The sequence below is a fragment of the Streptomyces sp. NPDC048612 genome, from assembly GCF_043199295.1.
Lineage (GTDB): Bacteria > Actinomycetota > Actinomycetes > Streptomycetales > Streptomycetaceae > Streptomyces.
The window spans coordinates 114,540-127,987 of sequence record NZ_JBICVV010000005.1 but is presented as its reverse complement, the minus strand read 5'-3'; the positions used below and the strand labels follow the sequence as shown (position 1 = coordinate 127,987).

Annotated in this window: 3 protein-coding genes; 2 read left to right on the top strand and 1 reads right to left on the bottom strand. The window is 72.9% G+C overall.

Annotated features, from left to right (window positions below; translation table 11 throughout):
• Positions 1 to 88: 88 nt before the first annotated feature.
• On the bottom strand, positions 89 to 1,627 hold the full coding sequence (locus ACGFN2_RS10745) for a PepSY-associated TM helix domain-containing protein (protein WP_393359191.1): 1,539 nt from the start codon (positions 1,625 to 1,627) through the stop codon (positions 89 to 91).
• Between the two features lie 374 nt (positions 1,628 to 2,001).
• Here ACGFN2_RS10745 and ACGFN2_RS10740 point away from each other — a divergent pair, with 374 nt between their 5' ends.
• Both ACGFN2_RS10740 and ACGFN2_RS10735 read left to right on the top strand, forming a co-directional pair.
• Positions 2,002 to 3,087, top strand: coding sequence for a chitinase (locus ACGFN2_RS10740; protein WP_393359189.1), 1,086 nt, complete (start codon positions 2,002 to 2,004; stop codon positions 3,085 to 3,087).
• Positions 3,088 to 3,586: 499 nt separating this feature from the next.
• Positions 3,587 to 13,225, top strand: coding sequence for an Ig-like domain repeat protein (locus tag ACGFN2_RS10735; protein ID WP_393359187.1), 9,639 nt, complete (start codon positions 3,587 to 3,589; stop codon positions 13,223 to 13,225).
• Positions 13,226 to 13,448: the final 223 nt, after the last annotated feature.

Sequence of the window (13,448 nt, the reverse complement as noted above, 5' to 3'; positions counted from 1 at the left end):
GGCAGCGACGGATTCCCTCGGGTCCGTCGCTGCCGGCATCGTGCGGGACGCCGCTACCGGCTCCCCGGCGGGCGCCGGGTGGGAAACGTCAGCACGCGGAGGCGGCGGAGGCGCGGCGACGGCGTGCGAGGGCGCCGACGGTGAGGTCCACGGCCAGGAACGCGATCAGTGAGATGCCGAGCAGGGGCACCAGCCAGCCCACCGCTCCTACGGCGAGCACGAGCGGGAGGAGCAGCGGCAGCGGCACCTGACGCCAGGCGCCGCGCGGAATCGGACGCCCGAAGGACAGCCTGCGGTCGCGGGTGGGGCGGCGCTGCCACCACATCCGGTAGCCCCAGAGGATCAGGAAGACCAGGGCCAGGGCGAGGGCGGCCAGCGCGAGCTGGTTGGCGAGGCCGAACAGGGTGCCCGTGTGCAGGTCGATGCCGTAGCGGGTGAGCTTGGCCAGGACGGGGTAGTCGGCGAAACGCGAGACGTCGGTGACCTTTCCCGTGGCCGGGTCGACGGCGATGGCGTCCTGCTTCTCGGGCCAGCTGCGCTGTATCTGCTTCACGGCATAGGCGGTGCCCTGCTCCGTCGGCAGGCTGATCTCCACGGGGTTGGAGAGTCCCTGGGCGCGGGCGGTCCGGAGGACCTTGTCGATGCCCACATCCGACGGCGTGGAGCCGCCCGACGCATGGTCCTTCCCCTTCCCCTTCTCCGGCATACCGGGCATTCCGGCCATCCCTGAGGCGCCGCCGTGTCCGGCGTGATCCTCCGCCACGGCCGTCGAGACGGTCGGGGTCGCCTGCCCCAGGGCCTCCCGGAGGTCGCCGATGTTCGCCCCGGCGTACGCGGACCAGGTCAGGCCGGTCGCGGAGAGGAAGACCAGACCGACCGAGGCCCAGAGGCCGACCGCACCGTGCCAGGACAGGGTCCGGCGGCGGCCGGTGGCGGTGCGGTCCGGCAGCGCCAGGGCCTTCAGCGCGCGGTTCCTGCGCCGACGGCCGATCCACAGCGCGAGTCCGCCCCCGGCGACCACCCACAGCCAGCTGGCGGCCAGTTCACTGTAGAGCCGGCCACTCTCGCCCAGGTGCAGATCGCGGTGGAGCGAGTCCAGCCAGGTGCGCAGGGGCAGCGCGCCCCCGGAGCCGTAAGTCTCCAGCGCCCCACGGACGTTGCCGGTGTACGGGTCGACGAAGACGGCGAGCTGGTGGTCGGCGGTCACGCCCGGTGCGCCGGAGAGCAGGACCCGGGTGGTGTCCCCGGGCTGCGGTGCCGGACGTACGGCGGCGATCTCGCCCTCGGGGTGGGCCTTACGGGCGCCGGCGATCTGCTGCGACAGCGGCAGCTCGGTCTTGCCGACCGGCGCGCTCAGCTCGTGCGCGTAGACGATCTTCTCCGCCTGGAAGGAGCAGGCGTACAGCAGCCCGGTGACCGCGGCGACGAGCAGGAAGGGCGCGATCAGCACCCCGGCGTAGAAGTGGAGGCGCAGGACGAGCGGACGGAGCGCGGCCCACCCGGTACGCCCTGTCGCCCGTTCGTCCCCCGCGCCGGTGGTGTCGGGGGAGTCCGGTGCGCCAGGGGAGTCCGGCGCGTCTGGCGCGTCCGGTGAGTCGCTCGGGGCGAGTCGTTGTTCAGTGGGCACGCGGGGCTCCCGGCTCGTAGGTGAGGTGGCCCGGCCCACTGCCGGTGCCGCTCAGGGAGTCGGACGGACCGGTTCCGGAGTTCCCGGCCGTGCGGTGTGAGCTGTCCCATACCTGCCGGGCCGTGAGCCGACCCACCCTGCGGGGTACCTGCACCGGGTGGCACGATGGCGGTCATGACAAACGGGCCGGTCTTACGCGCTGACGGGCTGACGTCGCGTGTGCGGTGCGGGCTGCCCACCAGGGGCTTCCTCCCACACCTGCCGCCCGAAGTCCCCGGACCGGCCCGCGAGAGACGAGATGCCCCGCAGGTGTCGCCCTCGTGCCACAGGTCCGCACAGCACGGCCCACCCCCCCCACCGCTGGAGGCAGCCCGATGATGAACCACGCAGCAGTGCACGCTCCTCGGAGCAGCCGCCGGAGGAAGCCGGCCGCCCTCGCGGCGGCGACGGCCCTGACGGCGGTGTCGCTGCTCGCCGGCTGTTCGTCCGAGGAGCCGGAGAAGCCCCAGCGCCCGGCGCCGGCGGACCCCTCCCCACAGCAGAGCAGCCACCCGCCCAAGCCGAAGCCCACGCCGCAGGCCGCCGGTTTCGCGCCCTACGTCGACACCTCGCTCAGGCCCTCCTTCGACCTTCTCCAGGGCGCGGAGGAGACCGGGGTGAAGGAGTACAACCTGGCGTTCGTCTCCCCGGGAGGCGGCTGTGTGCCCAAGTGGGGCGGCAGGCAGGCGCTCGGCGCCAACCCCGTGGCGCAGCAGGCGGAGGCACTGCGGGCAGAGGGCGGCGACGTCCGGGTCTCCTTCGGCGGCCAGAGCGGCAACGAACTCGCCCGGGTCTGCGGCTCGGTGGACAAGCTGGTGGCCGCCTACCGCAAGGTCATCGACGCCTACGGCCTGACGAAGGTCGACTTCGACATCGAGGGCCCCGCGCTGACCGACACCAAGGCCAACCATCTCCGCGCCCAGGCCATCGCCCGGCTTCAGCAGCGCGGCAATCTGGACGTCTCCTACACCCTCCCGGTGCTCCCCTCCGGCATGAACCGGCATGCCGTCGCGGTGCTGAAGGAGGCCAGGCAGAACGGCGCCCGGATATCCACCGTGAACGTCATGGCCATGGACTACGGCACGTACTACGACGGCGACATGGGCAAGTACGCCGTCTCGGCCGCCACCGCCACCCAGAAGCAGATCAAGGGCGCACTGGGCATCCGGGACGAGGCCGAGGCGTGGAAGAGCGTCTCCGTCACCCCGATGATCGGCGTGAACGACGTCAAGGGCGAGGTCTTCCGGCCCGACGACGCGGTCGAACTCAAGAAGTTCGCCAAGGAGAAGGGATTCCGGTTGTCGATGTGGTCGATGACCCGCGACAAGCCCTGCCCGGGAGGCGCGAACATCAAGGCACAGGCGACCTGTTCGAGCATCGACAAGAAGACGAACGAGTTCGTGCGCGCCTTCGCCGGCTGACCGGGGAGGACCGGCGGGCGGACCCGGCACCGCCGCACCGAGGAGGCGTCGCACTGGGCGTTCTCCGTGGTGCGCCGGTGACCGGGATGCGCTCGCCCGTACGGGTGAGCTGCCTTCCGCTGTGTTGCCTGCGCCTCACCGGGATGGGTTACTGAATCCGTCCGATTCCGGTGGGCCGCCCATCCTTTCCGGGGGAGTGGAAGGCGTCTTGCCTGTTTCGGAGCATCGTGTGAGCACGATGCCGTCCGAGCGCTCTCCCGTTGGGGATGTGCAGGACCGGCCATGTCGGCGCGCGTCACGCGGGCGTCTCATGGTGCGGCGGGCCCGCGAGCTGGTCTGGAGCCGTCATGCCTGCTGCCCGCGCTGTGCACCCCGTCCGCGTCACCGTTCCCCGACGGGTGGCCCCGAGAGACCGTTACGCCTCCCTCCCGCCACTGCCCCCCGAAGAACGCCCCGTTGACCCGGCCACCGGGACCCTGGCGCCGGCGGTGACACCGTCATGCTGACTCCGGAGAACCCCTGCGGGCTCGTCATCCTCACCGACCGCCACGGCAACTGCATCGCCGTCATCGACCCGCTCTCCCACGAGGCGGTTCCCACCCTCAGTGCGCCGGTCCCCCTGGCGGCGCGCGGCGGTCCCGACGGCCTGGTCGTCTGCGCCGCGGCCGACGGCGCCGAGCTGTCGCCACCGAGCGGGAGCGGCCCTCTTCTGGGTGCCCTCGCCGAGGTGTACAACAGGACGCCCCGCGCGCTGAGTTGGGGACGCTCCGACGCGGGCTCGCCCAGCACGCTGGCGGAGCGCAACCAGTTCTCCGGGGTCTTCCCCGACCAGGGCTCCAACAGCGGCGGCACCCTGGTGACCATCATCGGGCGCAACTTCACCGGCGCCACGGCCGTGACCTTCGGTTCGCGCCGGGCGGCGAGTTTCACCGTCCTCGACGCCAACACCATCATCGCGGTGACCCCCTCGGGCAGCGGATCGGTCCCCGTCACCGTCACCACCCCCGGCGGAACCGCCAGGGTCGGCTCCTTCTTCTACATCCCCTGGCCCAGTTTGGCCGGCATCGCGCCGGCCACCGGACCGGTCGGCGGCGGCAACACCGTCCTCCTCACCGGCGCCGGACTGAGCACCGCGCTGCTGGTCCGCTTCGGCGACGCCGTCGCCTTCCCCACCGCGCTCTCCGACCGGCAGGTCAGCGTCACCGTTCCGCCCGCCGCCGGGCCCGGTACCGTTCCCGTCCAGATCACCACCATCGGCGGAGTGAGCAACCGCCTACTCTACACCTACGCGGTGGTGGCCAGTGTCACCGGCATCAGCCCCGACACCGGGCCGATCGCGGGCGGCACCACCGTCGTCCTGACCGGCAGCGGCCTCGCCCGCGTCAGCGGCGTCACCATCGGCGGCGTCCCCGTACGGTCCTTCCGCGCCTACTCCGACAACCTGCTCGTCGTGGTGACCCCCGCGGGCGTCCCCGGCCCCGCCGACATCGTCGTCACCACGCCCGGGGGCAGCGTCACGCTCCCCAACGCCTTCGGCTACAAGGCACCCGCGACGATGACCGTCAGCTCCGCGCCGGACCCCTCCCTCGTCGGCCAACCGGTCACCTTCACCGCGGAGTTGGCGGGGGTCCCGCCCACGACGGGTACGCCGTCCGGCACCGTCGTCTTCGACTTCGGCGACGGCACGGCCCAGGTGACGGCCACCCTGACGGACGGCACGGCCACCGTCGACCACGCCTACACCGCCCCCTCGGCCACCGGCTACGCCGTCACCGCCGCCTACAGCGGCGACCTCCTCTTCATGGCCACCACCGGGACCGACACCCAGACCGTCGAGGCGGCGCCGACCACCACCACCGTGACCCACGGGCCCGACCCGTCCCTGGCCGGGCAGCCGGTCACCTTTGCCGCACGGGTCGCCGCCACCCCGCCGGGCGCCGGAGCACCGACCGGCACCGTGACGTTCGACTTCGGCGACGGGACCACACCCCTCACCCTGCCGATGGCGGGCGGCTCCGCGACCGCGGACCACACCTACGCCGACGCCGCCGAGACGCCGTACACGGTCACCGCCACCTACAGCGGCGACGACAACTTCCTCCCCTCCACGGGGACGGAGAGCCAGACCGTGCAGCAGGCGGCGACGACCACCGCGGTGGAACTCGCGCCGAACCCCTCCGTGGCCGGCGAGCCGGTGACCGTGACCACCACGGTCACCGCGGTCCCGCCCGGCGCGGCCGTACCGACGGGAACCGTCACCGTCGACTTCGGTGACGGCACCGTGCCCGTCACCACCCCTCTCACCGGCGGCACCGCCACCACCAGCCATGCCTACGCCGGTACGGCGGACAGCCCGTACACGGTCACCGCCACCTACAGCGGCGACGGCAACCTCGAACCCTCCACGGGGACCGGCAGCCAGTCGGTGGGACCCAGCACCTCGTCGACGACGGTGGTCTCCGCGCCGGACCCCTCGACGGTGGGGGAGCCGGTGACGTTCGGTGCGACGGTCACCGCGCTCGCGCCCGGGGCGGGCACCCCGACCGGAACGGTCACCTTCGACTTCGGGGACGGTAGCGCACCCGTCACCGCCCCCCTCACCGGTGGCACCGCCACCACCGGACACGTCTACACCGGCGCGGCCGAGACGCCGTACACGGTCACCGCCACCTACGACGGCGACGCGGATTTCACCAGCTCCTCCGGTACCGACACCCAGACCGTGCAGCCCGCGGGCACCGCCACCGCCGTGGTCTCCGCGCCGGACCCCTCGACGGTGGGGGAGCCGGTGACGTTCAGCGCGACGGTCACCGCGCTCGCGCCCGGGGCAGGCACCCCGACCGGAACGGTCACCTTCGACTTCGGCGACGGCACACCCCCGGTCACCGCCTCCCTCACCGACGGCGCCGCCGAACTCACCCACGCCTACAGCGACGCGGCCGAGACGCCGTACACGGTCACCGCCACCTACAACGGTGACGCGGATTTCACCAGCTCCTCCGGGACCGACACCCAGACCGTCCAGCCGGCCGACACCACCACCGAGGTGCTCTCCGCGCCCGACCCCTCCACCGTGGGGCAGCTGTCCACCTTCGTCGCGCAGATCTCACCGGAGGCCCCGGCGTCCGGAGCGCCGACGGGCACCGTGACCTTCGTGTTCGGCGACGGCACCCCGCCCGTCACGGCCCCCGTCGAAGGCGGCACGGCGACGGTCACGCACGCCAATCCGGAGGTGGCGGAGAGCCCGTACACGGTCTCCGCCACCTACAGCGGCGACGACAACTTCAATCCCTCAGCGGGCACCGACAGCCAGTCGGTGGCCCCGGGGGTGCCCACGACGACCGTGACGTCCTCGCCGTCCCCCTCGGTCACCGGCGAGACGGTCACCTTCACCGCGACCGTCGCCGCCGCACCGCCGGCCGCCGGCACCCCGACCGGTACGGTCACCGTCGACTTCGGCGACGGCACCGCACCCGTCACTGCCCCGCTCACCGACGGCACCGCCGTCCTCACCCACGCCTACACCACCGCGCCCCTCAGCCCGTTCCCGGTCACCGTCACCTACAGCGGGGACGCCAACTTCACTGAGTCCGTCGGTACGGGCACACACAGCGTCGAGCAGGCCGCGACCACCACCACGGTCACCGCTGCACCCGACCCGTCCGTGACGGGGGAGTCGGTGACCGTCACCGTGGCCCCCACCGCGCCCGCCTCGGGCACCCCGACCGGGCCGGTCACCTTCGACTTCGGCGACGGTTCCCCGGTCCTCACCGCCCAGTTGGTGAACGGCACGGTGACCGTCACCCACCCCTACACCAGCGTCGCCGGCAGCCCCTACACGATCACCGCGGTCTACCTCGGTGACGCCAACTACGCCGCCTCCGAGGACACCATCGTCCATGCCGTCGCCCCGGCCGAGACCCTCACCGCGGTGACCTCCTCGCGGGTGCCCTCCGCGGTGGGCGAGAGCGTGACACTGATCGCGCGGGTGACTCCGGTGCCGCCGGGTGCAGGTATCCCGACGGGGACGGTCACCTTCGACTTCGGCGACGGGACCGCACCCGCCACCGCACCGGTCTCGCACGGCGTGGCCATGGTGACGCACCCCTACACCAGCACCGCCGGCAGCCCGTACACCGTCACCGCGACCTACAGCGGGGACACCGACTTCGCCGCCTCCACGGGGACGTACGCCCAGGGCGTGGAGACCAGTGTCTCGGTCACCTCGACGACGGTGAACTCCGCTCCGGACCCGTCCGCCGTCGGGGACGCGGTGACCTTCACCGCGACCGTCGTGGCCGTGCCACCCGCCTCGGGCACCCCGACCGGCACGGTCACCTTCGACTTCGGTGACGGCACCACGCCCGTCACCGCCCCGCTCACGGGCGGCACGGCGACGGCCACCCACACCTTCACCGCGGCCGCCGATCCCGCCACGATCACCGCGGTCTACGGCGGGGACGGCAACTTCGCGGGCTCGGCCGGGCTCGACACCCAGACCGTCGAGCAGGCGGCCACCTCGACGGCGCTGAACTCCGCGCCGGACCCGTCCGTGACCGGCCAGGACGTCACCTTCACCGCGACCGTCACCGCAGTGGACGCGGGCGCCGGCACCCCGACGGGGACGGTCACCTTCGACTTCGGTGACGGCACCCCGACGGTCCGGGCGCCCCTCACCGACGGCACGGCGACCGCGGTGCACGCCTACCCGCACACCGACGGCAGCCCCTTCCCGGTCACCGCCGTCTACAACGGCGAGGCGAGCTTCCTGTCGTCCACGGACACCGACACCCAGACCGTGAACCAGGCGACCGTGTCCGTCACCGTCCTGTCGTCGGCGGAGCCCTCCACGGTCGGCCAGCCGGTGACCCTGACCGCGAACATCTCGGCGGACGCCCCGGGGGCGGGCACCCCGACCGGCACCGTCACCTTCGACTTCGGCGACGGGACCGCACCCGTCACCGCCACCGTCGTGGCCGGCACGGTCACGGTCACCCATGCGTACACCACCACGGCCGGCAGCCCGTACACCCTCTCCGCCACCTACAGCGGCGACGCGGACTTCAGTTCCGCCACGGGCACCGGCTCCCAGAGCCTGTACGCGGCCTCTACCACGACCACGGTGACCTCCGGGCCCGAACCGGCGGTGGTGGGGCAGCCGGTGACCGTGAGCGCGACGGTCGCACCGGTCCCGCCGGGCGCCGGCACCCCGACCGGTACGGTCACTGTCGACTTCGGCGATGCGACCACTCCCGTCACGGCCACGCTGGCCGGCGGAGCCGCCCTCCTCACCCACACCTACACCAGCAGCCTCCACAGCCCGTACACGATCACCGTCACCTACGGCGGCGGCGCCGACTTCACCGACTCGGTGGCCACGACCACCCAGTCCGTGCTGCAGGCCGCGACGACCACCACCGTGACCTCCGCTCCGGACCCGTCCGTGGTCGGCCAGCCGGTCGTCTTCACCGCGGTCGTCGCCGCGGCGGAACCGGGCAGCGGCTCACCGACCGGCACGGTGACCTTCGACTTCGGCGACGGGACGGACCCGGCCGCGGTGCCGGTCGTGGCCGGCGTGGCGACGGCCGAGCACGCCTACACCAGCCCGTCCGGCAGTCCCTACACCCCCACCGCCACCTACGGCGGGGACACCGACTTCACCGGGTCCAGCGGCAGCACCACGCAGACCGTCGGCCAGGCCGTGTCCACGCTGGTGGTCACCTCACTGCCCGAACAGGCGGTGTCCGGCCAGCCGGTGACGGTCACCGCGACCCTCTCGGCCGCCGCGCCGGGCAACGGGACCCCGACCGGCACGGTCACCTTCGACTTCGGTGACGGTACGCCGCCCGTGACGGTGCCGGTCACAGCCGGCCTGGCCACGGCGACGCACACCTGGTCCGGTGCGTCCGGCAGCCCCTACACGGTCACCGTCGACTACAGCGGGGACGCCAATTTCACACCCTTCACCGGGACCGGCACCCAGACCGTCGCCCCGGCGGCGACCTTCACCACCGTGAGCGGACTGCCGGAACCCTCGGTCGCCGGCCAGCCGGTGGACCTCACCGCGACGGTCTCCGCCGTCGCGCCGGGAGCCGGCACCCCGACCGGCACCGTCACCTTCGACTTCGGCGACGGGACCCCGCCCCTCACCGCACCCATGACGGACGGCACCGCCACCCTCACCCACGCCTGGACGAGCACCTCCGGCAGCCCCTACACCGTCACGGCCGCCTATAGCGGGGACGCCGACTTCAGCGCCTCCACCGGGACCGGCGCCCAGACCGTCGCCCCGGCCACGACCACCACCACCGTCAGCGGACTGCCGGAGCCCTCGGTCACCGGCCAGCCGGTGACCTTCCTCGCGCGGGTGGTGTGCGACGCCCCGGGAGACGGTGTGCCGACCGGCACGGTGACCTTCGACTTCGGTGACGGCACGCCACCCGTCACCGTCTCCGCGGCGGGCGGCGTGGCGACCGCCGCACACGCCTACACGAGCGCCTCGGGCAGTCCGTACACGGTCCACGCCATCTACAACGGCGACGAGGAGTGCACCGCCTCCGTGGGGACCGCGGACCACGTCGTACAGCGGGCGTTGTCGGCGACCGTGCTCACCTCCCTGCCCGATCCCGCGGTCACCGGGCAGCCGGTGGACATCACGGCGACGGTCTCCGCGGCCGCGCCCGGCGCGGGCACCCCGACCGGCACCGTCACCTTCGACTTCGGCGACGGCACCCCGCCCGTGACGGCACCCGTGACGGACGGCACCGCCACCCTCACCCACGCCTGGACGACCACTTCCGGCAGCCCGTACGCCCTCACCGCCGACTACAGCGGGGACGAGGCCTTCACCCCCTCCACGGGCACCGGCACCCAGACCGTCACCCCGGCCCCGAGCACCACCGTCGTGACCACTTCGCCCGACCCCTCGGTGACCGGGCAGCCGGTGGACATCACGGCGACGGTCTCCGCGGCAGCGCCCGGCGCGGGCACCCCGACCGGTACGGTCACCTTCGACTTCGGTGACGGCACCCCCTCCGTCAGCGCCACGGTCACCGCCGGCGTAGCCACGGTGACCCACACCTGGACCGGCGCCGCACCCGGCCCGTACACCGTCACGGCCGACTACAGCGGGGACACCGACTTCAGCTTCTCCACCGGCACCGACACCCACACCGTCGGCCCGGCCTCCTCCGCCCTGTCCCTGTTCTCCTCCCCGGACCCCTCCGTGGCCGGGCAGTCGGTCACCTTCACCGCCCAGGTCGCCGCCGTCCCCCCGGGCGCGGGCACCCCGACCGGTACGGTCACCTTCGACTTCGGCGACGGCACTCCGCCCGTCAGCGCTCCGGTCTCCTCCGAGACGGCGACCGTGACGCACGCGTACACGAGCACGACGGGCAGCCCGTACACGGTCACCGCCACCTACAGCGGCGACGACGACTTCGCCCCCGTCACCCTCACCGGCGTCCACACGGTGGCGGCCAGCGCCGCGACCACGTCGACGACCGTGAGTTCCTTCCCGGACCCCTCGGTGACCGGCCAGCCGGTGACCTTCACCGCGACCGTGGCACCGACTCCCCCCGGCGCCGGTGTGCCCACCGGAACCGTCGCCTTCACCTTCGGCGACGGGACGGCCGCCATCACGGCACCGCTCTCCGGCGGGGTGGCGACCGTGACACACGCCTACACCACCGCCTCGGGCAGCCCCTACACGGTGACCGCGAACTACAGCGGGGACGTCAACTTCAGCTCCTCCTCGGGCACCGACACCCAGACGGTCGCTCCGGCGACGACACTGACCACGGTGGCCACCGCGCCGGACCCGTCCGTGGTCGGCCAGCCGGTGACCCTCACCGCGACGGTGACACCGGTCGCGCCCGGAGCCGGCGTGCCGACCGGCGCCGTCACCTTCGACTTCGGTGACGGCACCCCGTCCACCGTGACCTCGCTCTCCGGCGGCGTGGCCAGGATCACCCACACCTACACGAGCGCGGGCGGCCCCTACCCGGTGACCGCGCACTATGACGGGGACGTCAGCTACACCTCGTCGAGCGGGAGCGATACGCAGACGGTCGGCAAGGCGGCGACGACGACGGCGGTGGTGTCGTCGCCCGATCCCACGGTGGTGGGTCAGGTGACGACGGTGACGGCGTCGGTGGCGTCGGTGGCGCCGGGGGCGGGTGCGCCGTCGGGCACGGTCACCTTCGATTTCGGTGACGGCACCCCGGTCCTCACGGCGCCGGTCAACGACGGCCTGGTGATGGTGACGCACGCGTACACGAGCACCTCGGGCAGTCCGTTCGCGATCACGGGCACCTACAACGGGGACGCCAACTTCACCTCGTCGAGCGGGAGTGACACCCAGACGGTGGGGCGGGCGGCGACGACGACGGCGGTGGTGTCGTCGCCCGATCCCACGGTGGTGGGTCAGGTGACGACGGTGACGGCGTCGGTGGCGTCGGTGGCGCCGGGGGCGGGTGCGCCGTCGGGCACGGTCACCTTTGACTTCGGTGACGGCACCCCGAGCCTCACGGCACCGGTCAGCGACGGGCTGGCGATGGTGACGCACTCCTACGGGAACACCACGGGCAGCCCGTTCGCCCTCACCGCCACCTACGACGGGGACGCCAACTTCACCTCGTCGAGCGGCAGTGACACTCAGACCGTCGGCAAGGCGGCCACCATGACGACGGTGACCTCCTCGCCCGATCCCACGGTGGTCGGACAGTCCACCACGATCACGGCCTCCGTCACCTCCGTCGCGCCCGGTGTCGCGACCCCCACCGGGACGGTCACCTTCAGCTTCGGCGACGGCACCAGCTCCACCACGACCGCGCTCGCCGACGGCACCGCGACCGTCACCCACACCTACGCCACCAGGTCCGGCAGCCCCTTCCCCGTCACGGCGACCTACAACGGGGCGAGCGGCTTCATGTCGTCGAGCGGGAGTGACACGCAGACGGTGGCGCGGGCGGCGACGACGACGGCGGTGGTGTCGGCGCCCGATCCGTCGGTGGCGGGGCAGTCGGTGACGCTGACCGCGACGGTTTCCCCGGTGGCGCCGGGGGCGGGCACTCCCACGGGGACGGTCACCTTCAGTTTCGGGGACGGCACCGGTGCCGCCACCGCGACCCTCTCCGGTGGCACGGCGACCGTGACACATCCGTTCAACGGCACCTCCGGCAGCCCGTTCACCGTCACCGCGACCTACAACGGCGATGTCAGTTTCACCTCGTCCAGCGGGAGTGACACGCAGACGGTGGGGCGGGCGGCGACGACCACGGCGGTGGTGTCGTCCCCGGACCCGTCGGTGGCGGGGCAATCGGTGACGCTGACCGCGACGGTTTCCGCGGCGGCGCCGGGGGCCGGTACTCCCACCGGGACGGTCACCTTCACTTTCGGCGACGGGACCAGCGCCGGTACCGCGACCCTCTCCGGCGGTATCGCGACCCTCACCCACACCTATGCCACCAGGACCGGCAGCCCCTTCCCGATCACGGCCGTCTACAACGGGGACGCCAACTTCGCGGCCTCCACCGGCACCGACACCCAGACCCTCACCAAGACCTCGACCACCACCACGGTGACCTCGACGCCCGATCCCTCGGTGGCCGGCGGGACGGTGACCCTCCGGGCGACCGTCTCCTCCGGCGCCGGAGCGCCGACCGGGACGGTCACCTTCAGCTTCGGTGACGGCACCGCCACCGCCACCGCCAACCTCTCCGGCGGCGTCGCCACCGTCACCCACGCCTACACGACCACCACCGGGAGCCCGTTCACCGTCACGGCCACCTACAGCGGGGACGCCAGCTTCGCCGGCTCCACCGGGACCGACACCCAGACCGTCACCCGGACCTCGACCACCACCACCGTGGTCTCCACGCCCAACCCGTCGACGACGGGGGACAGGGTCACGGTCACCGCGACCGTGGTAGCCGTCGCCCCCGGAACGGGCACCCCCACCGGGACCGTCACCCTTGCCATCTCGGGACGCACCCCGCAGACCGTGCCGCTCGTCGGCGGCACGGCCAGCGCGAGCTTCAACCCGTTGCCCAAGGGAAGCCACGCCGTCATCGGCAACTACAACGGCGACGTCAGCTTCGCGCCCTCCGTCGGAACCGGTGTCCAGGTGGTGTCCTGACGGAGCGGTGCCCCGGGTCCCGTGCGGGGACTCGGGGCACCGCCGTGTCCGGGCCCGGGGCGGGCAGCACCGGACGACCGCCGCAAGGGGCTCCGGCAACCGCCGGCCGTTGGCGCATCCAGGCCTTTCCCGGGCCCGGGGAGTCGTGAAGAATCCGGAACCGGCAACAGGCGGCGGCGCCGGGGGAGTTGTGCGGGATCATCCCGCACCCTTGGCACCGTAA

Excerpts from the sequence above, each read along its gene's own strand:
- ACGFN2_RS10740 (WP_393359189.1), top strand. The coding sequence starts at position 2,002 with ATGATGAACCACGCAGCAGTGCACGCTCCTCGGAGCAGCCGCCGGAGG.
- ACGFN2_RS10735 (WP_393359187.1), top strand. The coding sequence starts at position 3,587 with ATGCTGACTCCGGAGAACCCCTGCGGGCTCGTCATCCTCACCGACCGC.